This window comes from Fimbriimonas ginsengisoli Gsoil 348, assembly GCF_000724625.1.
In the GTDB taxonomy this organism is placed as follows: Bacteria; Armatimonadota; Fimbriimonadia; order Fimbriimonadales; family Fimbriimonadaceae; genus Fimbriimonas; species Fimbriimonas ginsengisoli.
The window spans coordinates 1,067,958-1,089,446 of record NZ_CP007139.1; the positions used below are offsets into that span (position 1 = coordinate 1,067,958).

The 21,489-nt window shown below is 61.4% G+C and carries 15 protein-coding genes and 1 tRNA gene; 12 read left to right on the forward strand and 4 right to left on the reverse strand.

Annotated elements, in window-relative coordinates:
- Positions 1–46 precede the first annotated feature (46 nt).
- Genes OP10G_RS04920 through OP10G_RS04930 form a run of 3 tightly spaced genes read left to right on the forward strand, consistent with a single transcriptional unit; the run spans position 47 to position 6,647 of the window.
- The gene (locus tag OP10G_RS04920) at positions 47–4,435 is read left to right on the forward strand and encodes a glycoside hydrolase family 38 N-terminal domain-containing protein (protein ID WP_025226999.1); all 4,389 of its coding nucleotides are present in this window, start codon (positions 47–49) and stop codon (positions 4,433–4,435) included.
- Complete coding sequence (locus OP10G_RS24015) at positions 4,432–5,817, forward strand: HupE/UreJ family protein (protein ID WP_025226998.1); 1,386 nt, start codon at positions 4,432–4,434, stop codon at positions 5,815–5,817. Before OP10G_RS04920 ends, OP10G_RS24015 begins: the two co-directional genes overlap by 4 nt.
- Positions 5,818–5,822: 5 nt before the next feature.
- The gene (locus OP10G_RS04930; RefSeq protein ID WP_025226997.1) at positions 5,823–6,647 is read left to right on the forward strand and encodes an aminoglycoside phosphotransferase family protein; all 825 of its coding nucleotides are present in this window, start codon (positions 5,823–5,825) and stop codon (positions 6,645–6,647) included.
- Between the two features lie 16 nt (positions 6,648–6,663).
- On the opposite strand, the gene OP10G_RS04935 is transcribed toward OP10G_RS04930, so the two are convergent.
- Positions 6,664–8,148, reverse strand: coding sequence for a pyridoxal phosphate-dependent decarboxylase family protein (locus OP10G_RS04935; protein ID WP_038472598.1), 1,485 nt, complete (start codon positions 8,146–8,148; stop codon positions 6,664–6,666).
- Between the two features lie 168 nt (positions 8,149–8,316).
- Positions 8,317–9,351, reverse strand: coding sequence for a winged helix DNA-binding domain-containing protein (locus OP10G_RS04940; protein WP_144240999.1), 1,035 nt, complete (start codon positions 9,349–9,351; stop codon positions 8,317–8,319).
- Between the two features lie 136 nt (positions 9,352–9,487).
- On the opposite strand from OP10G_RS04940, the gene OP10G_RS04945 reads away from it, so the two are divergent.
- Positions 9,488–9,564 (forward strand) — tRNA-Ile (locus tag OP10G_RS04945).
- A 136-nt stretch (positions 9,565–9,700) separates the two neighbouring features.
- Here OP10G_RS04945 and OP10G_RS04950 read toward each other — a convergent pair.
- Positions 9,701–10,435 (reverse strand): hypothetical protein, encoded by a 735-nt coding sequence (locus OP10G_RS04950; protein ID WP_025226994.1) that lies wholly within the window; start codon positions 10,433–10,435, stop codon positions 9,701–9,703.
- Positions 10,436–10,770: 335 nt separating this feature from the next.
- On the reverse strand, positions 10,771–11,619 hold the full coding sequence (locus OP10G_RS04955; RefSeq protein ID WP_025226993.1) for a leucine-rich repeat domain-containing protein: 849 nt from the start codon (positions 11,617–11,619) through the stop codon (positions 10,771–10,773).
- Positions 11,620–11,816: 197 nt separating this feature from the next.
- Here OP10G_RS04955 and OP10G_RS04960 point away from each other — a divergent pair, with 197 nt between their 5' ends.
- The 8 genes from OP10G_RS04960 to cobA all read left to right on the forward strand — a co-directional run bounded on the left by OP10G_RS04960 (position 11,817) and on the right by cobA (position 21,239).
- A complete protein-coding gene (locus OP10G_RS04960; protein WP_025226992.1) occupies positions 11,817–12,254 on the forward strand; it encodes a hypothetical protein in 438 nt (145 codons plus the stop codon).
- Positions 12,251–14,323 (forward strand): molybdopterin oxidoreductase family protein, encoded by a 2,073-nt coding sequence (locus OP10G_RS04965; protein ID WP_025226991.1) that lies wholly within the window; start codon positions 12,251–12,253, stop codon positions 14,321–14,323. Before OP10G_RS04960 ends, OP10G_RS04965 begins: the two co-directional genes overlap by 4 nt.
- A gap of 72 nt (positions 14,324–14,395) precedes the next feature.
- The gene (locus tag OP10G_RS24020) at positions 14,396–15,991 is read left to right on the forward strand and encodes an MFS transporter (protein WP_158409136.1); all 1,596 of its coding nucleotides are present in this window, start codon (positions 14,396–14,398) and stop codon (positions 15,989–15,991) included.
- Positions 15,992–16,254: 263 nt separating this feature from the next.
- Entirely contained in the window at positions 16,255–18,675 is a 2,421-nt protein-coding gene (nirB, locus tag OP10G_RS04975) for a nitrite reductase large subunit NirB (RefSeq protein ID WP_227625061.1), read from the forward strand.
- Complete coding sequence (locus tag OP10G_RS27795) at positions 18,672–19,013, forward strand: Rieske (2Fe-2S) protein (protein WP_025226988.1); 342 nt, start codon at positions 18,672–18,674, stop codon at positions 19,011–19,013. The genes nirB and OP10G_RS27795 overlap by 4 nt, the downstream gene beginning before the upstream one ends.
- Before the next feature lie 92 nt (positions 19,014–19,105).
- Positions 19,106–19,810 carry a winged helix-turn-helix transcriptional regulator gene (locus OP10G_RS24025; protein WP_227625062.1) on the forward strand — a complete coding sequence of 235 codons (705 nt, stop codon included), beginning with the start codon at positions 19,106–19,108 and terminating at the stop codon, positions 19,808–19,810.
- A gap of 2 nt (positions 19,811–19,812) precedes the next feature.
- Positions 19,813–20,514 carry a precorrin-2 dehydrogenase/sirohydrochlorin ferrochelatase family protein gene (locus OP10G_RS04990; protein WP_038472604.1) on the forward strand — a complete coding sequence of 234 codons (702 nt, stop codon included), beginning with the start codon at positions 19,813–19,815 and terminating at the stop codon, positions 20,512–20,514.
- Positions 20,514–21,239 carry a uroporphyrinogen-III C-methyltransferase gene (gene cobA / locus OP10G_RS04995; RefSeq protein WP_025226985.1) on the forward strand — a complete coding sequence of 242 codons (726 nt, stop codon included), beginning with the start codon at positions 20,514–20,516 and terminating at the stop codon, positions 21,237–21,239. Before OP10G_RS04990 ends, cobA begins: the two co-directional genes overlap by 1 nt.
- Positions 21,240–21,489 lie beyond the last annotated feature (250 nt).

Here is a 21,489-nt window from a genome sequence, read left to right on the forward strand (position 1 = left end):
TTTCGGAGGTAAGGGCACTGTGGCTCTTGCGCTCACCGAACTAGCCATGACTCGTCCCCGATACTCCTCATCCGCCCGGCCGTTCCGCTGGAGCGCCCTCGCCGCCGTGCTGCTCACCTCCGTGGCAGTCACCTCCGCCGGACCAACCCACGAAAAGTCGGGCCACAAAAAACCGACCGCGAAAAAGCCCAAGCAGGCTCCGGTACGCGACCTTTCGAAGGGAAATACGCTCTATGTGGTGCCGTACGCCCACCTCGACACCCAGTGGCGCTGGGCGTATCCGCAGGTGATTCGCGAGTACATCGCGAATACGCTGAACGACAATTTCGCCCTAATCGACAAGTACCCGCACTACGTTTTCAACTTCAGCGGCTCGCGGCGATACGAGATGATGAAGGAGTACTACCCAGCCGAATACGAGCGGCTGAAGGGGTACATCAAGGCCGGGCGTTGGTTCCCGTGTGGCTCTTCCGTCGACGAAGGGGACGCGAACGTCCCTTCAGGCGAGTCGCTGATCCGCCACATCCTTTACGGAAACCGTTATTTCCGGCACGAATTCGGGGTGGCCAGTCAGGAGTTCATGCTCCCCGACTGCTTCGGCTTCCCCTATGCCCTCCCGTCGATCCTCGCGCACTGCGGTCTCGACGGGTTTTCCACTCAGAAGCTGACGTGGGGCTCGGCGGTCGGCATTCCATTCAAGGTCGGCAAGTGGATCGGCCCCGATGGGCGATTCGTAGTCGCCGCGCTCGATCCCGGCTCCTACGGCGGATCGGTTAACGAGGATTTGAGCCAGAACACCGGTTGGCTCGCCCGCATTCAAAACACCGGCAGGCAGTCCGGCGCCTACGTCGATTACCACTACTACGGCACCGGCGACCGTGGCGGCGCGCCGAACGCCAGCTCGGTCGAATGGATCGAGAAGAGCATCGCCGGCCAAGGGCCGGTTTCGGTCGTCTCGTCGAAGGCCGATGAGATGGTGAAGTCGCTCACCCCGGCTCAGGTCGCCAAGCTTCCTCAGTATCAAGGCGAGCTGCTCCTTACCGAGCACTCGGCCGGATCGATCACGTCGCAGGCGTACATGAAGCGATGGAACCGCAAGAGCGAGCAGCTCGCTGACGCCGCCGAGCGGGCGTCGGTCGCCGCCATGTGGCTTGGCCGCGCCCCTTATCCCAGCGACCGTCTCTATTGGGCGTGGGACCTGGTACTCGGCTCGCAGATGCACGACATGCTGCCGGGAACGAGCATTCCGAAGGCGTACGAATTCTGCTGGAACGACTTCCTTCTGGCTCAGAACGCTTTTGCATCCGTTACCCAGGACGCAGTGGGAGCGGTCACCTCCGCGATGGACACGCGCGCCAAGGGGCGATCGGTCGTCGTCTACAACCCTCTCTCCATCGGCCGAGAGGATGTGGTCGAAATGACCGTTCCCTCGGCGGGAATGAACAGACCGATCGTTTACGGGCCCGATGGGGTCGCGGTTCCGACGCAAGAGATGTCCAACGACGGCAAGGTGAAACACATCCTGTTCGTCGCCAAGGTTCCCGCTACGAGCTTCACGACCTTCGACGTTCGTAGCGCTTCATCGGCAGCCGCTTCCGGTCTCAAGGTATTCGACAAGACCCTCGAAAACCAGAAGTTCCGCGTGACGCTCAACCGCGACGGCGATATCGCCTCGATCTACGACAAGGTGAACAAGCGCGAGGTGCTGAAGGCGCCGGCTCGCCTCGCCTTCCAATATCACAATCCGAGCGCCTTCCCGGCTTGGAACATGGACTGGACGGACGCCAAGCTTCCGCCGCGCGGCTACGTCCACGGCCCCGCGACGATCGAAATCGCCGAAAACGGCCCCGCCCGTGTCGCCCTTCGGGTCACCCGAGAGACGGACGGTTCACGCTTCGTTCAGACGATCCGGCTCGCAGCCGGCGCGGCCGGCGATCGTGTCGAAGTGTTGAACAAGATTGACTGGCAAACTCGCGAGAGTGCGCTCAAAGCCTCGTTCCCGCTCACGACCGGAAATCCGAAGGCGACCTACGACCTTCAGCTCGGCGCGATCCAGCGCGGGAACAACGATCCGAAGAAATACGAAGTGCCGCAGCACCAGTGGCTGGACCTCACCGGGACCAAGGGGGACTACGGCGTCGCCATTCTCAACGACGGCAAGTTCGGCTCCGACAAGCCGGACGACGATACCGTTCGGTTGACCCTCCTCTACACGCCGGGAACGCGAAGCGGCTTCAACGACCAAGCCACGCAAGATTTCGGCCGGCAAGAGACTCTCTACGCGATCCAGCCGCACGTCGGCGACTGGAGAAAGGGGAACGTGCCGTGGACCGCGAAGCGGGTCAATCAACCGCTCCGGGTCTTCTCCGTCGCTTCCCATCCGGGTTCGTTGGGCAAGAGCTTCTCGCTTGTGAGCACCAACACGAAGCAGGTCGAGATTTCCGCTCTCAAGAAAGCGGAGGACGGCAACGAGGTCATTGTTCGCCTGAGGGAACTGGAGGGCCGAAACGCAAGCGGCGTCCAGATCTATTCCCCGGCGGGCATCGTCTCCGCTCGCGAGCTGAACGGCCAGGAGATGCCGATCGGCGGGGCCACCGTCCAAAATGGCGCCCTCGTCACGAACGTCCCTGCCTACAGCTTCAAGACCTTCGCGGTGAAGCTCGGCGCTTCGCGCATGCCGGCCCAAACCACGGTCAGCAATCCGGTCGCGCTGAACTACGACCTGGACGCGGTTTCGACGGATAAGAACCGAACCGACGGCAAATTCGACGCCTCTGGCCGGACGTACGCAGCCGAACAGTTCCCGTCCTCTCTCGCCATCGACGGAATCAAGTTCCGACTCGGCTCGACCAAGGACGGAGCGAAAAACGCTGTGGTTGCGCACGGGCAGACAATCAAACTGCCTACCGGCCAGGACGAGGTTTACATCCTCGCCTCTTCGGCGAGCGGGGATGTCGCCACTTCGTTCGCCCCGGTTCCGGCAACGCCCAACGCCCAACGCCCAACGCCTAGCGCCCTCACCATCCAAGACTGGTCCGGCTACGTCGGCCAATGGGACAACCGGCTTTGGGCCGACGACCCCGGGCCCAACTTCTCCTATTACGAGCACATGAACGGGCTCGTACCGGGCTGGGTCAAGCCGGCCGAAGTCGCCTTCTACGCCTCTCACCGCCACCACCCTGTGGACGGCAACGAATACTATCAATACAGCTACGTGTACAAGTACGGGCTGAAGATTCCTCGGGGGACGGTCGGACTGAAGCTGCCGAACGATCCCCGCGTACGAATCTTCGCCATCTCGGTGGCGCGAAACTCGCACGACGTCGCCCAGGCCGCGCAGCCGCTATACGACACGCTCGCCGACCATCGCGACGACGGCAGCAGCCGGCCGAGCGTCTCTCCGTCCTCGGGCACGTTCACGGACGCGACCCCGGTCACGCTCAATCCTCCGCTCTACTTCCGCGCTGGCGGTCTTCACTACACGCTCGACGGCAGTACTCCCACCGCAAGCTCCCCGCTCTACAAGAACCCGATCCTGCTTAGCGATCCAACGACGATCCACGTGGCCGAGGTGGACGCCTACGGCCACGTCGGGCCGGTTGCCACCGCCACCCTCGACATCCACGACACGACCCCTCCGGCCGTCGTCGCGGCGTCGTCCCCTAAGGCGCTTGGCTTCGTGCGGATCAACTTCTCAGAGCGGGTTGACCGGCAAAGTGCCGAAAACGTTGCGAACTACCGGTTCGCCTCCGGCGTCAAGCCGATGGCGGCAGAACTCGAATCCGACGGGCGGTCGGTAGAACTGACCATGGAGCGCCCGCTCGCTCCCGGACAGACGGAAACAGTCTCCGTCAGCGGCGTGAAGGACCTCTCCCACGCCGGCAATGCGATGGCCGAACAGAGAGTCGAGATCGCCGAACGGGTTGCCGTACTGTCGATCCCCGCGCCGGAGGCGAAGGTCGCCAAGACCTTCCCGGTTCGGACCCTGCCCACGAACGCAAAAGCACCGTGGACGATCAACCTGTTCTGCCGGGCGGATGCCACGCCTGAGCCGCGGACGATGATCGCCGGCTTCGGCCGCGCGATCGACGGCCGCACCGGCACCGGCCGGTACTTCACGGTCTTCGACCGTGGCATCAACTTCTGGTCCGCCAATAAGGATGTCGCGACGAGCGTTCGGCTCGACCTCGGCAAATGGCAGATGCTTACCGCCACGTACGACGGGAGCACGATGCGGCTGTACAAGAACGGGCAGCAGATCGCGGCGGAGCAGGTCGACCTCGAGAACGATCAGGCTCAGGCGCGGGTCTACCCGCCAGACGCGTGGGAGCGGAAGCGCACCTTCCAGGGCGATATCCGGGACTTCACCATCTGGGATCAAGACCTCTCGCCGGCGGCGGTCCGCCGGCTTTGGGAGACGCTCAAGGGGCAGTGATCCGGCTCCTCGTCGTCCTGTGGATGGTCGGACTGGCGGCGCTGAGCGCCGCCTTCCACCCTTCCGCAGTGGCATCGGCGCAGGCCAAGATCGCGGCTGACGGTTCCGTAAGGCTAGAGGTCCGGTTCGACCTCCTCGCTTTCGTCTTGGAACAGCGTCCCCGCGAGGCGGGAGATGCGCAGATGAAGGAGCTGCTGGACCTACCCGCGGCAACGCTGGACGCACAGCTCGCCGACGCCAAGGTGCGGTTCCGCACCGAGTTGCGGATTCTCGCCGACGGCTCGGAGGTGAAGGCCGACTCCTTCACCTTTCCGACCGCCGCCGACGTTCAGAACTATGTCGCCCGGAACGGACGAAACGCGCTGCCGATGATGCTGGCGGCGAACCTGACCGCCCACCTACCGAAAGGGGTGAAGAGCTCCTCTTTCCACTTCGCCGAGGTTCTGGACTCCGTCGTCCTCACCACCGAATTCCCCTATCAGGAGCCGATCTCCGAACCGGTCGAAGCCGGTTCCACGAGCACTCCTCTCGCCATCCCATCCCCCGCCGAAGTCGCCAAGCGCGCCGTCGCGATGACTTCCCCGCGCCGTGGCACGGGCGGCCCGCCCGTGGGTATCAGGGGCGGCCCGCCCCTGAAAAAAGCCCCAGTCAAGTCGCCGGCGGCTTTGGCGAAAGTAAGCAAGCCAGCCATAGCGCCTTTACCGGTGACGCCACCCAAAAAAGTGTTGACTTCGCCTGCGCTAGTCAACGCTCGCAGGCTCGCTACGGAAAGCGGTGGCGGGCCACCGCAGTCTATATCGGTGCCGGCGGCAACGGTCTCGCTGCCTTGGTACACCGTGCTTCCGCGATATGTGCGGATGGGGTTCACCCATATATTGCCGAACGGGTTGGACCACATCCTGTTCGTCCTTGGCCTCTTCCTCCTTAGCTCGCGGACCCGGGATCTGGTCAAGCAGGTCACCGCCTTTACGGTGGCTCACTCGCTAACCCTCGGCCTCGCGCTTTATGGCGTGGTTCGGCTTCCCTCGGCGATTGTAGAGCCAGTCATCGCCCTCTCCATCGCCTTCGTCGCCATCGAGAACCTCTTCACGTCGAAGCTCAACAAATGGCGTCCTTTCGTGGTTTTCGGATTCGGACTCGTCCACGGTCTGGGGTTCGCCAGCGCATTGCAGGATCTCGGCCTCCACCGCAACGACTTTCTCCTTGCCCTTGTCGGCTTTAACGGCGGCGTCGAGCTTGGGCAGCTCACCGTCGTGGCGGCGGCGTTTCTATTGGTGGGCTGGTACCGTTCGAACGAGCGATATCGGTCGGTAGTCGCCATTCCCGCATCGGTAGCGATCGCCGCGGTGGCGCTGTTTTGGACGGTCCAACGAATTCTTTGACCGTCATGACGCCCGTTGCGCCCGAGAACCTTGAATCGATTGCCCAGCGCTGGCATCTGAGCCTCGGTGAGCCGTTTGGAAATCTTTCGTATAACTACGTTTTGCGGGCAATCCGATCGGATGGCACATCGGTCGTTCTAAAGCTGGGGAAACCGGGACCGGAATTCCGTAGCGAGGCGTGCGCGCTCGAACATTTCGCCGGCCGGGGGGCGGTCCGTTTGATCGAGGCCGATATTGAAGCAGGGGCGATGCTGCTGGAACACCTGACGCCGGGCGACATGCTGACCTCCCGGTCCGAGGAGGAGTCGATCGCGATCGCCGCAGACGTCATGCGGAACCTCTGGCGGGCGGCCCCCGATTCCGACGCCTTCCCCGATCTTCGTCGATGGACGGCCGGCCTTGGGCGGCTACGCGAGACATTCGACGGCGGCTGCGGCCCTTTCCCGGCGCACGCGGTCGATCGGGCGGAACGGCTTCGAGAAGAGCTTCTGGCATCCGAGGGGGAGCAGGTTCTGCTGCACGGCGATCTGCACCACGCAAATATCCTCTCCTCTACTCGCGAGGCGTGGCTGGCGATCGACCCGAAAGGGGTGGTCGGCGAACGAGAATTCGAGCTCCCCTCGTTCCTGGTCAACCCTCGGCAAGAAACCCGAGAGGTCCTCGACCACCGAGTGCGCGCTTTTTGCGAAATCCTCTCGCTCGACCTCGAAAGAGCTATCTCCTGGTCGATCGTCTTCGGTGTCCTATCTTCCTGGTGGGGATACGAGGACGGCGGCGAAGTATGGGAGGGGCCACTGGAGTTCTCCGAGCAAATGGCCCGGTTAGCGTAAGCCGGTTGGTCCGATGCTACTTCGACTCCGCCGACAACTCGCCGCCGATCCTCAGAACCACCGACACAAGATCGTCGACATCCTCGAAACGCGTCCGGTGATTGACGAAGCAGACGCGCAGACAGAACTTGCCGTCGATAACGGTTGAGCTCGGCACCGCCGCTCCCGACTCTTGAACTCGGAACAGCAGCTCCGAATTGAGGTCGTTCAGCTTCTCGTCGGACAACCCGTCCGCTAGATACCGGAAGCAGACGATGTTCATCGGCGCCGGCGCAGTGAGCTCTAAGGACGGCTCCACCCCTACCAACTTCTCCAGGTACTGCGCTTGATCCACGTTCTGCTCGATGAGGCCGGAGAACCGCCCGATGCCGTACGCTTTGAGCGACATCCAGACTTTGAGTGCCTTGAACCCGCGCGTCAACTCCACCCCGAGATCGGCCAAGAAGAGGCCGCCGGCGATCGTCCCTCGATCCAGCGCCGAGATGTAGGAGGCGTTTTGCGAGAACGTCGACCGGTGGGCTTCGCCATCGCGCACGAGAAGGCACGCCACTTCGAACGGCAGGTACATCCATTTGTGAAGGTCGAACGCGACGGAATCGGCCCGCTCCAGTCCCTTCACAAGCGGGCGAAGACGAGGTGAAATCGCCGCCAGCGCTCCGAACGCGCCATCGACGTGCAGCCACATGTTCTCGGCCGCACAGAGATCGGCGAGGGCGTCTAGGTCGTCGGTCGCGCCGGTATTGACGGTCCCCGCGGTACCGAGAACCGCGATCGGGCGGTGCCCCGCCTCACGATCTTCCCGCACGGCGGCTTTTAACGCTTCGACGTCTAACGTGAAGTCCGGCTTGACCGGAACGCGCCGGAATGCGCGGTTTCCGAGTCCCAGCAGCTCCACCGCCTTCTTCGCCCAGGAATGGGTCTCGCTAGAGCCGTAGACGGTCAAGTGCGGCTTGTCGCCCTGAACTCCTTCTTCGCGCACGTCGAACCCCGCTTTCGCGTTCCTCGCGACCGCAAGGCCGGTGAGGCTCGCCATGCTGCCGCCCGAGAGGAGGAGTCCGCTGGTCCCCTCGGGAAAGCCGAGCAGTTCGCGAAGCCAATCGATCACCTTCAACTCGACCGAAGGAGGAGCCTGGTTGAACCCGGCGAGGTGGGCGTTCATCCCCGATGCCAGCATGTCGGCCATCATGCCGAGCGGCGTCCCGTTCCCCTGCACCCAGCCGTAAAACCGCGGATGCAGGTTCCCGTTCGGGTACGGCAGCACGTCCCGGAGGAACTGCTCGTAAACCTCTTCCTCACCCTGCGGCCGGGTGGGCAACGGCTCGTCTAGAATCCGGTCGGACAGCCCGGCCGGCATCGGCTGCCAGGCCGGCTGGTCGGGCAACGATCTCAAATGATCGACCATATCGTCGACCATCCGGTGGGCCAGCCGCGCGAACTCTTCCCAATTCTCCGGGTCCAAGGTCAACTGTCGTTTGTCTGTCGGAAGGGCGCCGTCGCTCACCACCAGATGTTAGCCAGATTGTCTGCGCCCAAATGCGAACAGTGATCCACACGAACTAGGGATCAATCTTGGACACTTCGTCCGAAGGACGTGTAGCCGCAGGTTGGCTCGTACCTGCGCTTGGTGTACGTTCGGAACACCAAGATCATCGGCGGGGCGCCGACGCTACTACTGGACTGAATACTCGGACGCCCCTGGCTCCAAAAACCGAAGGAGCCTCAGCCCCTCGTCCTCCAACTCCTCTAGGGTCCGTTTCCCCAAATCGACGAACGGAGATAGCGTGAGCGTCGCCGCTTTCTTCTTCGCCGTCGTCTGCCAGGTCCCGGCGACGAAGCCGTCCACTAAGAAGGTCGCCGCCACCCGCAGGTTCTTGCTCACGATTCGCGGCCGGTGCTCGTCGGCGACGATTCGGGTTCGGTCGACGTGCGAGAGAATCAGGTTGTCGTAATCGGCGATGTATCGAACCGGAGCCGGAACGTCTTCGGACGGCCTTGGCGCGTCGGGCAAGTCGAACAGCTCCCGCTTTCGATCGTCACGGAGCGAAACGAGCTCCGGACGAAGCGACTCCATCGCCTCCTTACCCCCTTTCAACGCGCTCCAAGCCTGGAAATCGCCGGCGGTGGCGGGTCCAAAGGCCGCGAGGTAGCGAAGGAGGAGGCCGCGAATGTCCGCCTGAGCGTTGAGTTCCTTGCCTAGCCAGGTGTCCGCGTTGGTAAAGATCGGATCGGCGCGGAAGCCCCACGGCGTGTCGTCGGGTACCGCCGCCAGCGGAAGGCTCATTCGAGCAGTAAATCCCATCGCCCGGTCGTCCTGCACGTTTGGAAACGCCTTGGCTAACCCGGTCCGGATCTCGGTAAACGTCTGCGGCCGCTCCGCGAACAGCTCGCGAGCCCGCGCGATCACTGCGGGGATATCCAACCCATCCATTCGGTCCTTGAGGATGGCGCGGGCTCCCTCTGGGCCTTGTTGCACCGTGGCGTTGAACGCCGCGTAGTCGGCGGCGGTCATCAGGTGGAGGGTTCCCCTCAGGGTGGACGCCCGGACAAGCCGGCGCTCGTGCAGCAGGCGGATCGCTTCCGCTCGATCGAATCCCGCGATGCGAGACCATAAGCCGATAAACGGCGGCCGCGGCTCCTGCGCCTGCATCGCGACGAGTCGCCCGACGACCTCTTCCACCGGATCCTCCACTCGCTGAAGGAGCATCTGTCGAGCAAGAAGCGCCCGATTGAGGGCCCGTCTAGAAATCGCCGTTTGAGCCATGATCCCGTTCGTCAGATGTTGACACGGCAAGCAGCCCTTGCGGTCCTCGCAAGGGCAAGGTATACTCCGCAACCGTTCCGGGCTCATAGCTCAGTTGGTTAGAGCGCACCCCTGATAAGGGTGAGGTCGCTAGTTCGAATCTAGCTGGGCCCACCAGCCTTCGCCTCCGGCTACGGCTGGCAAGCCGTAGGCGAAGGCGGGCTCTTGAGGTACGTTTACCTTCTTCGTAGCACCGTACCGCCCCTTACAGCGGCACGGAACAACACTGTCTCTGACTCCAAATCCTCAGCGGCTAACCAGGTAGGTATGGAGTCTGCGTTCGAATGACGCCGACTTCGTTCCCGTCCTTCTTTGTACTTATGGACACTTTAAAGTAGAGGTTGCCCAGATCGAAGAACAGATAAGCAGCCCCCTTCCCCCAATAGTTCAACTTCTGAGTCACCGTGTCATCTGGTCTCAAAATCGCATGACCGTCCGAATATAGAAGTCCCCGCATGGAAACTGGGGTGGTGTTCGACGTAAAGTTCACGGTAATAAATCCGTTCGCGTCGATAACCACCGTGCAGGGCCACGAATCGAAATTTCGCATGTCGACCGTCCCCGTGTACGTTCCTGCAAACAGCGTAACGTCGACGTTGCCTAGCGCAAGAGGCGCGTCGTAAGTGAATGTGAAGCTGCCTTGTATTTTCCCAACATACTTCTTGCTGAGAGCCGACTTCTGGAGAGTTCCGGTGACGACAATCGACTGATCGTTAGGTCCCTTGCAAGTCACAGAAAATGATTCGTCGGACCTTAGCGATCCGGTACCCGTGAAGACTCCAGCCGCGTCATCCGCGACGACAACCGTTACCGAGTTGTTCTTGGCCGTCGTGACGGTCATCCTTCCGCCTCCGCGCGAGAACGACGCCTCGTAAATGCCCGGGTCCGGGTTCTCGGGCAAAATGCCCGAAGTGCCCGAACCACCGCACCCCGAAAGGCCAAATATCCCAACCAGGATCAAAACGAACAAACTTAGAATTCTTCGCATAAAGCTTTCCAAGCCAAACCGCAAATATATGCACTGGCAACCTAGTTTAGGATAAGAGCGCACGTCGAATCAAGAGGTCTTCACTAATTTCTACCGTGGCGACACGGCTTTGAGTGCACGTTGTCGACGGCTAGATTGTGGTCCGGCCGAGGTGATCTTACTGTTCAATGAGAGTGAAGGCGTCCGACTGGATGGAAACGGACCGAACATTCTCAAAGCCATATCTGAAAGCCGGCATCCAACCAACAGCTTCTGGCAGGGAGCAAGCGATGAGGTCATCAGCGCTCGAGATGCCTGGAACGCAGGCTTATCTAAGGCCTAGCGCGCTAAGGGTCTCACTCCCGGTTTGGGCCGGTCAAAGTGGCGCGGTGAACTTTTACCCAGTATCGCTCCAGGTTCGGAAGTCTTTCTAGGACGGAGACGCCTCGATCGACAAGGTGCGTATTACGGATGCCGTAGAGCCAGAATCTCGTTAGATTCACGAGCGTCGCTAGGGGCGTCAGGGTGTCTACGGGGCCAACTCCGTCTAGGGTGAGCTCTTCTAATCGGGTCAGCGAAGACAGGTGGTTCAGGGTGGAGAATCCCCAACAGTCTTGCACCTTTAACTCGTGCAGGTTTGTAAGTCGAGCTATCGCGGAGGCGTCTCGCAGCTTCCTCATTCGAGCGATTCGCAGGTATTCGAGGTGGGTCAGCCCGCCAATCGGTTCCAAGGTCTCGATCGATCCGCTGAAGATGGTCAGCCGCCGGAGCCAGGCAAGGTTGGCAATTCCGGAAAAGTGTTTGTTCGGTAAGCGATCGAGGCAAAGCCTGCGGAGCCAGTGCGCCTCGAAGACCCGCGAGACCGTGGGCGACCAAGGGTCGAGATTGCATTCCTCCAGGTTGGGGAAGCGGGTGAAGTCGACCTTGGGCCCCCGCATATTGAACATCCCAAGCCACCTCAGGTTAACCAGGTGGTGGATTGGCCCAATGTCCGCTCCGTCGTGGAGGTAACTGAAGCCTTGCAAGTGGGACAGGTCCTTCAGAAACGAGAGGTCGGAGTTCTCAGGACCAACGGAGAGTCCGACGATCCCCGCCTCGGCCGCTGCCCGCGCAGTCTCATCGTTCCAGACACACCTTAGGGTCATCCAAGGCCCGCTTTCCTTTTTGTCGATCTGGAACGGTGGCGGCTCGTAATCGAAGTACATGGACGTGTCATACCGTATGCCGTGAAGCGGTTTGCCCGGCTTACACCTGTGCGGTAAAGAGGCTCGCAGTTTCAAACCATAAGGTTTCCGAGTCGGAAACAGTTCAGAAACAAGCCTCGGTTAAGATGGCATCGTAACCTGCTCGGGGCCGATGTGGATTCCGGGCTATGCGTAACGTCGCGCGCTCCGAGGAACCTATGCGCGAAGATACGCTCACTCAATTGATGGAAGGCTCGCTCGTCAGCGAGAGCCGTTTACAGTTTCTAACCCGGACCGGCAAGGCCGCGCCCCAGTTTTTGCAGGGCGTCTATCCGTTCGTCGGCGGCGGGATCGTAGATCTCGCGCCCCTCAACCGAGAGCTCTCTTTCGAGGTGCCGCGCGGAAAGTCCGCCGAAGTTCTATACATTCGGGCCGGCAATTCGTCGGAGGAGCTCGTATACCTAGCTTTGATGGCGGACGGCCGGCCGATCCGGTATGTCCCGCTCGGTCCCTCGGCCAACCAGCACGTTCCTCTTGCCATCGTGGAATCCCGTCCGGCGGGCACCCTCTTGGAGGTTTGGCTCGGCGCTCCTAAAGGGGTTACGGGCGTGATCGTCATCGACGTCGGTCTGGTCGTCGTTCAGTCCGGGGCATGATCGCGACTCACTGCCCTTACTGCGCCCTCCAGTGCGGAATGAATCTGGCGTCAAGCGATGGCCGTATCGCGGTCCTTTCTCGTCCCGATTTCCCAACCAACAAAGGAGGTCTGTGTTCCAAGGGTTGGACGTCCGCCTCCCTGCTCGATAGTCCTCAACGCCTCCTCAGTCCGCTGATGCGACGCGAAAAGGGGAGCCCGCTGGAACCGGTTTCCTGGAACGAGGCGATCGGTGAAATTTGCCGTCGCATCGCCGAGATACAGAAAGACCGCGGCGTCAATTCGATCGGGGTGTTCGGAGGGGGCGGCCTGACGAACGAGAAGGCGTACGCGCTCGGCAAGTTCGCCCGGGTCGCGCTACGCACATCCAACATCGATTACAACGGACGGTTCTGCATGTCGTCCGCGGCAGCGGCGAACATCCGCGCCTTTGGCATAGATCGCGGTCTTCCGTTTCCGATCGAGGACATCGCAAATACGGAAGCAATCCTGCTGGTGGGAAGCAACGTGGCCGAGACGATGCCGCCGATCATGCAGTACTTCGACGCGCAAAAAAGAGCTGGGGGGTGCTTGATCGTCGTCGACCCGCGCAAAACTCCCACCGCCACATCGGCGACCCTCCACCTTCAAACAACCCCGGGGACCGACCTCGCCCTTGCGAACGGCATGCTGCATATCGCCATCGAGGAGGGGGTTCTCGACGAGGAGTTTATCGCCAGTCGCACAAACGGATTCGATGCCGTGAAACGATCGGTCGCCTCTTATTGGCCGGACCGGGTCGAGCGAATGACCGGCGTTCCCATCCAACAGCTTCGTCTCGCAGTCAAGTTGCTGGCCGAAGCTAAGTCCGCAATGATCCTTACGGCGAGAGGCGCCGAACAGCACTCGAAGGGCGTGGACACCGTCCTCAGCTTCATCAATCTCGCCCTCGCGCTCGGCAAGGTGGGCAAACCGAATTGCGGATACGGCTGCGTCACCGGCCAAGGCAACGGTCAAGGTGGGCGGGAGCATGGCCAAAAGGCGGACCAACTCCCCGGCTATCGTCGAATCGATAACCCCGAGGCGCGCGCCCATATAGCCTCGGTGTGGGGAATCGAAGCGGCCGACCTACCTGGCCCCGGGCTTTCCGCCGTCGAGCTGCTGGGTTCGATCGGCACGGAACGAGGCATCGAAGCCCTGATCGTCATGGGCTCCAACCCGGTCGTTTCGGCTCCCAATGCGGGTCGAATCCGTGAAAAGCTCGCGGCATTGAAGCTGCTGGTCGTCTCGGACATTTTCCTGACGGAGACGGCGCTGCTTGCCGATGTTGTCCTACCCACCGCGCAATGGGCCGAGGAAGAGGGCACTATGACCAATCTAGAAGGCCGCGTCCTCCTTCGGCGCAAGGCGACGGAGCCTCCCGTCGGGGTCAAAACCGACCTCGAAGTGATCAAGTTGCTGTCCGAAGGCTTGGGCCATGGCAGGTTCTTTTCCGACGAGCCCGCTAAGGTCTTCGAGGAGCTGGGCCGGGCTAGCGAGGGCGGCGTCGCCGACTACTCGGGGATCAGTTACGAGAGGATCGCCGCCGAGGACGGCGTCTTCTGGCCATGTCCCTCTTCGGACCATCCAGGAACCCCGCGTCTGTTTCTCGATCGATTCGCCACCCCAGATGGCAGGGCCCGATTTCACGCCGTGATGCACCGGCCGGCGGCCGAGGAGCCTGACGAGGACTACCCACTTTATCTCACTACCGGCCGGGTGATGGCTCACTACCAATCCGGCGCTCAAACCCGCCGCGTGAAGGAGCTCTCCGCTTCTTCACCAGAACCGTTCGTGGAGATGCATCCGGCGCTCGCAAGTCGCCTCAACACCGGGGACGGCTGCTTGGTCTCGGTCCGGACCCGGCGGGGCAGGGCCATCCTCAAGGCCAAGCTCACCCAATCCATTCGCCAGGACACGATCTTTGTGCCGTTCCACTGGGGGGGCCATGGTTCGGCGAACCTGCTGACCAACCCGGCGCTCGACCCGGTTTCGAAAATGCCCGAATTCAAAGTTTGCGCGGCCAAGGTCGAGTCGATGGACGACGGCTAGTCCTCGCCCGCCCTTTCTTCGTGATGGGTGAGTTCGACGAAACCACCCAACCGGCCGTTTCGGAGGTTGATTTTGAAGCTCGCCAGTCTTAAGAACAGCGGGAACGCCCCCACTTTGTTCAGCGCTTTCCTACATTTCGATATCTCGTTTATGGTTTGGGTGATTCTTGGCGCCCTTGCGCCGTTCATCATGACGGACGCCGGGCTGACCGGGGAAAACCTACAGGTGACCCCGTCCGCCGCGATCACGAAGGCGGGACAATACACGCTCGTCGTTAAGGCAGCCGACCCCGCCAAGCATCAGCCCGGCAACGTCTACAACCTGCTCATCAAGCCTGGCGCACCGGGGGTTGCCACCCGTTCGAGCGTGAAACCGGTCGAGGCGTTCGTGGTGAACAACGCGGATCCGGCCACCCTCGATGCGGTAAACGCGCGGTCCCGGTTGATTCACGTTCAGCTTGGCTCGGGCGCAAAGGGGAACCCCAACGAAAACGTCGTCCCACTAAGCCCGATGAGCACCCTCGTCGCGGCCGGTCATTCATCGCAGCCGGTCGCCAACGGGTACCCGTCGTCGACCAAGCTGACCCTCATCGGCATTCCCCTGCTCGCGGCTGGGTTTTGGCGCATCATGATCGGGATCCTCGTCGATCGTCTCGGCGCCCGAAAGGTTGGCATTGCCTCTCTGTTCGTCACGCTCCTACCGTTGCTCCTCGGTTGGCAATCGGCCACTTCGTACGGGATGCTGGTCTGCGTTGGAATCTTCCTCGGGGTCGCAGGCGCTTCGTTCGCGGTCGCTCTGCCGCTGGCTTCGCGCTGGTACCCACCCGAAATGCAGGGGATCGCGATGGGGATTGCGGGAGCTGGGAACTCGGGAACGGTTCTCGCCACGATTGCCGCGCCCTTGCTCGCTCAGCGGTTTGGCTGGCACGGCGTATTCGGATTGCTGGCGATTCCGGTTGCCTTGACTCTGGTCATCTTTACCCTCCTCGCCAAAGAACCTCCCCGAACGTCGCCGCCACTGCGGGCCGTGGACTTCAAAGCCGTCCTCGCAAGTACCGACCTTTGGCGCTTTTGCCTGCTCTACTTCGTCACCTTCGGCGGCTTTGTGGGGCTTTCCACGTTCGCCAACACTTTCTTCGTGGATCAATTCGACGCCCCCAAAGCGGCCGTTGGCCTGTGGACCTGGCCGTTCATCGTCGCGGGTTCGCTGTTGCGCCCGGTGGGTGGAGCGCTGGCCGACAGGTTCGGCGGGTTACGAATGCTCACCATCCTCTACGGGGTGGTGCTTGCCGCTTCGGTCGGCGTCGCCCTCTTTGTTCACAGCTTCCCAGCAACTTGCCTCTTGCTCCTCTTCCTCATGGGCGCCCTCGGCATGGGCAACGGCTCGGTGTTTCAGCTCGTTCCGCAGCGATTCAAAAACGAGGTCGGTGTGGTTACCGGGCTCGTTGGCGCCGCGGGCGGAGTCGGCGGCTACTATCTCAACTTCGCGTTGGGCCACCTGCACGATGCGACGGGTACCTACGCCTCTGGATTCGTCGCGGTGGGCGCGATCACGATAATCGCGATGGCGACGCTCAAAACCGCCCCCAACTGGTCGGCGATTTTCTCGGAGCCCTCCCGCCGGCTAGCCCCTTTGCCGGTCGGCACCCCCGCCGCTTCCATGGATTGACGAAGTTCGACGACCGGAAACATGGCGGAAACAAATGCGCGATAGACTCCTAATCGTCCCTCAAAGCAGGGCATGGCGATCGAAGCCGATCGCCTGCTCTGCTTTCGCAAAGTTGCCACCCTTGGGCATCGCCGCCTGCGAACAAGACCTCCGACGGTCCTCCTTTATCACCGTAGTACGGCTGGGCGCTTTCTAGTCAAAGCCCCAACCGCCACTTACCCAGCGCGGAACCCAACACAGTGAGCCCAAAGCAAAGATTAGTCGTGATTGGCAACGGCATGGCCGGCGCCCGAACTGTCGAAGAGATCCTGGCCCGAGGTGGTCGAGACTCCTTCGACATCACCGTCCTCGGTGAGGAACCGCACGGGAACTACAACCGGATTCTCCTCTCCAAGGTGCTCAGCGGATCGCAGGATCCGAGCGAGATCCTTCTTAACCCGATCGACTGGTATGCCGACAACGGAGTGACCCTCAAGACAAACTCCAAAGTGTCCTCAATCGACCGGGCCGCAAAGAACGTCCAAACCGCGGACGGCTCCGTCGTTCCTTACGACCGGCTTATCATCGCCACCGGAAGCCGGCCCATGGTTCCGCCGTTCGGAGGGCTCCGCACCGATGACGGCGCGCTGAAGCCCGGCGTCTTCGTTTTCCGAACCATCGAAGACTGCGTCGACATCGCCGCTTACGCACGCAAATGCAAACGCGCCACCGTCATAGGCGGCGGGCTCCTCGGGTTGGAATGTGCGCGGGGATTGCTCGAGCATGGCGTCGAGGTTCACGTCGTCCACCTCGGATCCCACCTCATGGAGATGCAGCTCGACCGCCAGGCCGGCGAGATCCTCAAGGAAACTCTGCGGACGATGGGGCTCCACGTTCATCTGGGCCGCTCCACGAAGTGCATCCTCGGAGATAACCAGGTCGAAGGTCTCGCCTTTGCAGATGGAGAAACTCTCGACTGCTGCATGACCGTCATCTCGTGCGGCATCGTCCCCAACGTCGAGTTGGCCAAAGATTGTGGCCTTACCGTCAAACGGGGGATCGTGACGGATGACCAGATGCGGTCCGTCGACGATCCCGACATCTTTGCCGTTGGCGAATGCGCCGAGCACCGTGGACGGGTCTACGGCCTCGTAGCTCCGCTGTGGCACCAGGGTCAAGTCCTGGCCGATGTCATCACCGATACCAACCCGACCGCTCTCTATCCGGGTTCGAAATTAGCGACAAAGCTGAAGGTGATGGGCGTCGATCTGGCGACCATGGGGATCACCGAGCCGGCGCCGGACGACGAGGTCGTTCAATTCAACGAGTCGCGCCGCGGCCGATATAAGAAGCTGATCATCCGGGACGGAACGCTCGTCGGCGCGATTCTTCTTGGCGAAACCGAGAAGGCCGCGACCCTTCTTCAAGCCTTCGACCGAGGCTCCGCCCTGCCGGAAGATCGGGCACAACTCCTCTTCTCCCTCGAAGGAAACAAAGCCGAAGCTTCCGTAATCGACGCTCCCGACGACACGCAGATTTGTAACTGCAATGGCGTCTGTAAATCGGCGATCGTCCAGTGCGTTAAAAACGGCCGCAAGAGTCTGAAATCGGTGATGGACGCCACCCGAGCCGGCACCGGTTGCGGGTCGTGTAAGCACCAAGTTCAACAGCTCGTCGAGTGGGCGGCGGATGGCGCAGTGGAGGCCGACCCCACCATTCACTACTACGTTCCTGGCGTTCCGCTGGCCAAGCCCGAGTTGGTCGCCGCGGTACGTGAACAGGGTCTGAAGTCGGTGTCCAGCGTCTTCGACGCTTTGGCCGGGGGCCAAGAAGACCCGTCGAGCAAGATGGGCCTGGCTTCCCTCCTGAAGCAAATCTGGGGCGCGGATTACGAGGACGAACGAGACGCCCGCTATATCAACGACCGCGTCCACGCCAATATTCAAAAGGACCGGACATTCTCCGTCATCCCCCGAATTTACGGCGGCGTCACTTCCCCCGACCAGCTACGCCGGATCGCCGACGTGGCGGACAAATACGAGGCGCGCTTGGTCAAGATCACTGGCGGGCAGAGGATCGACCTCCTGGGGATTAAGAAGGAAGATCTGCCGGACGTCTGGAAAGACTTGGGCATGCCGTCCGGCCACGCCTATGCGAAAGCGTTCCGAACTTGCAAGACCTGTGTCGGCACCGATTTCTGCCGCTACGGCCTCGGCGACAGCACCAAACTTGGCGTCGAGATCGAAACCCGATTCCAAGGTCTAGAGAGCCCCGGAAAGCTTAAGCTCGCCACCGCCGGTTGCCCCCGAAATTGCTCCGAAGCCTACGTAAAGGATGTCGGCGCGGTCGCCGTAGAAGGAGGGCGGTGGGAGATCTACGTCGGCGGAGCCGCCGGAGCCCATGTCCGTAAGGGAGACCTCCTCTGTACGGTCGATTCCCACGCCGACGTTCTGCTGTTCGTTGGAAGGTTCCTCCAGTACTACCGGGAAAACGCGAAGTATCTTGAGCGGACTTACGGATTTGTCGAGCGGATCGGGATCGCCAAGATCCGTGAGGTCGTGGTGGAAGACAGCGAGGGTATCGCGACCCACCTGGACCACGCAATGCAGCAATCGGTCGACGCCTACGTCGACCCTTGGCTGGAGGCGGAGCAGCCGGTTTCGGTCCACCAGTTTGCGAGCCAGCTTGTGGGGGTGACCGGTTGACCCGATCTACGATCACCCAGCGGGATCTAGGCCCGGCGGACCGGATCCCTTTAGGGGAGGGTCGAGAATTCGATATCGAAGGTCAGATGATCGCCGTCTTCCGATCGCGGAACGGCAATGTCTACGCTACGCAGGCTTCTTGTCCCCATCGGAACGGACCGTTGGCCGACGGATTGCTTGGCGGATCTACGATTGTTTGCCCGCTACACGCGAGAAAATTCGACCTTGAAACGGGCAAATCCCAGTCGGACGATTGTTTCCTTCGAACGTATTCGATCTATCTGGCTGATAATGGACACTTAATCCTGAACTTCGATGCGGCAGAGTTGCCGACGTGAGAGAAGTTCGGGTGAATTCGGTTTGCCGTCAACGATACCGACGGCGTCCCGCAAAGTAGCGGCCCTCAATTGCTTTGGGAATGCTGCGCTTGATGCACCGGATCTTAACTTATGGCGTGGAGGCTTTGGCCACGGCTCGGAAACTACCGTCCGATCGGTATGTTTGCGCGTCGACCGAACTCCTCGGCACCATGACCGAAACCGCCATCGACCTCGTCGGAGCCTTCGGAGGCCGTCCGCCGGACCTTCTCCTTGCCGACATCACCCGCCAACACGACTGCCTTCCCATCAAGCATCTTCGGCGCGTATTTCGCGAAATTTGGGACGATAAGCCACCCCAGTTGCCGTGCATCGCGATGGTGTCTCCCAACCAGCTCTCACTTCCGGAGATATTCGCCATCGTCGAGGATTTTCTTATCCCGCCCTTCAGTCAGGTCGAAGCGCAGGCCCGGATATCGAGGCTCATGTTCAAACATCGAAAAGTCGAGTCGTCGAACTCCATCCAATTCTTCGATGTGACCCTGGATCTGGATGCGGCCGTTGCCCTGAACTCCAACGGCTGCCGCATTCCCTTGACCCCAAAGGAATTCAACTTACTCAGCTTTCTATGCAGCCACCGCGGCAAGTTCTTCTCCCGCGAAATGCTGGTGAACCTCGTTTGGGGTGTCTCATTCGAAGGCGGCGAACGGACCGTCGACATCCACATCCGCCGCATCCGAGCGAAGCTTCCGACCCAGGCCGCCAGCTTCCTGGAGACGCGCCGCGGGATCGGTTACGGCTTCCGGGGGGTGGAGTGAAGATGACAACTTACTTTCCCGTCTTTTTAGAGCTCTCCGGCCGCGCCGTCCTTATCGTCGGCGGCGGTCCCGTCGCCTGGGAAAAGGTCGAATCGCTCAAGTCGACCGGAGCGGAAATAACGATCCTGTCACCTACGATCTCCTTACAGATCCAGGGGGAGGTCGATGCCGGCCGGCTCGTTTGGATCGAAAAAGCGTTCGAGCCCGCCGATGTGATTCCCTACTTCATGATCGTCGCGGCCACCGACGACCCCGCAACGAACGCCGAAGTCTTTCAAACCGGCAACGCCCTGAACCGGCTCACGAATTCGGTGGACGATCCTGAGAACTGCAACTTCATCATGTCCGCCATCGTGCGGCAAGGTCCGATGCAGGTTGCGGTATCGAGCAGCGGCTGCTCCCCCGCCCTTGCCCAACAAATCCGAAACCGGATCTCCGACGATTTGCTGACGCCGGAGGTGGGCCGGTTAGGCGAATTCTTGGGCCAATGGCGGCCGGCTGTAAAGTCGTCTCTTGGGTCGTACAAACATCGCCAAGGATTCTGGGCGCGCGTCCTCGCCTCCGACGTTCCAGCCCTCCTAAACATAAATGAGACGGAGGCCGGCGAAGCGATGACGCGAGGCCTGCGCTGGGCCGAGGAACATCCCGAGTGCCTCCTTTGTGGCCGGCACGAACTGGGATTTGATTGCGGGGAGACCACGTAATGGTTTCACTGGTAGGCGCCGGTCCAGGGGATGCCGGTCTTATCACGGTGAAGGGACTCCGTGCCCTGAAAGCGGCAAACGTAGTGCTCTACGACCGTCTGGTTGGCTGCGAACTTTTGGAGGAAGCAAATCCTTCCGCGGTATTGATCGACGTCGGTAAGAAACCGGGCGATCCGAAGCAGCCCTCGCAGGACCACATCAACGGACTGTTGGTTCACTTTGGAAAGACGGCAAGTCGGGTGGTCCGCCTAAAAGGGGGCGATCCTTTCGTCTTTGGCCGCGGAGGCGAAGAGGCTCTCGCCCTTAAGGAAGCCGGAATCGATTTTGAAATCATCCCCGGAGTATCGTCGGCGATCGCGGGGCCGGCTTCGGCCCACATTCCCGTAACCCATCGGGGGGTCTCCAATGCCTTCGCCGTCTTCACCGCCCATGAGGCCAAGGGGTTGGACGACGGCATACCCTGGACCGCCGCCGCCCGCATTCCCACCGCTATTTTCCTGATGGGTATCGAGCGCCTCTCCTACATCGTTTCGAAGCTTCTAGAACACGGGCGCCCTCCCGAGACACCGGTAGCCATCGTTTCCAACGCGTCGCTGCCCAACCAGACCCTCATCGTCGGCACCCTTGACACTATCCTAAAACAAGCCGCACAAGCCGCGCCCCCCTCCGTCATCGTCGTCGGTAACGTCGTGACCATCGGCGCCGAACTCAACCTACCGGGTTAGGGTCGTTGCGAATTCAGTAGGCGCGTGTTTGCCGAGAAACATCCCAAACCGTGGGCAGACCGCGTAAGAATTCCCACCCCAGCTTGCCCGCGGTAGGTCTCGGGGACGTCGCACCGGCACAAGAACGGCGACGTCATGAGAACGGCCAACGACATCTGCCGGCATCGGGAACCCTCCGTCGACCTTGACCTCATAGGTAGGCCGACCGGGAGCAACGCCGATGCTGAGCCGCCCGTCGGCATCGGTTCTT

What these genes read in the sequence shown, in the direction of transcription:
- OP10G_RS04920 (WP_025226999.1), top strand. Translation starts at nt 47, where the DNA reads ATGACTCGTCCCCGATACTCCTCATCCGCCCGGCCGTTCCGCTGGAGC.
- OP10G_RS04930 (WP_025226997.1), top strand. Translation starts at nt 5,823, where the DNA reads ATGACGCCCGTTGCGCCCGAGAACCTTGAATCGATTGCCCAGCGCTGG.
- OP10G_RS04940 (WP_144240999.1), bottom strand. Translation starts at nt 9,351, where the DNA reads ATGCTCCTTCAGCGAGTGGAGGATCCGGTGGAAGAGGTCGTCGGGCGA.
- OP10G_RS04950 (WP_025226994.1), bottom strand. Translation starts at nt 10,435, where the DNA reads ATGCGAAGAATTCTAAGTTTGTTCGTTTTGATCCTGGTTGGGATATTT.
- OP10G_RS04955 (WP_025226993.1), bottom strand. Translation starts at nt 11,619, where the DNA reads ATGTACTTCGATTACGAGCCGCCACCGTTCCAGATCGACAAAAAGGAA.
- OP10G_RS04960 (WP_025226992.1), top strand. Translation starts at nt 11,817, where the DNA reads ATGCGCGAAGATACGCTCACTCAATTGATGGAAGGCTCGCTCGTCAGC.
- OP10G_RS04965 (WP_025226991.1), top strand. Translation starts at nt 12,251, where the DNA reads ATGATCGCGACTCACTGCCCTTACTGCGCCCTCCAGTGCGGAATGAAT.
- OP10G_RS24025 (WP_227625062.1), top strand. Translation starts at nt 19,106, where the DNA reads ATGCACCGGATCTTAACTTATGGCGTGGAGGCTTTGGCCACGGCTCGG.
- OP10G_RS04990 (WP_038472604.1), top strand. Translation starts at nt 19,813, where the DNA reads ATGACAACTTACTTTCCCGTCTTTTTAGAGCTCTCCGGCCGCGCCGTC.
- cobA (WP_025226985.1), top strand. Translation starts at nt 20,514, where the DNA reads ATGGTTTCACTGGTAGGCGCCGGTCCAGGGGATGCCGGTCTTATCACG.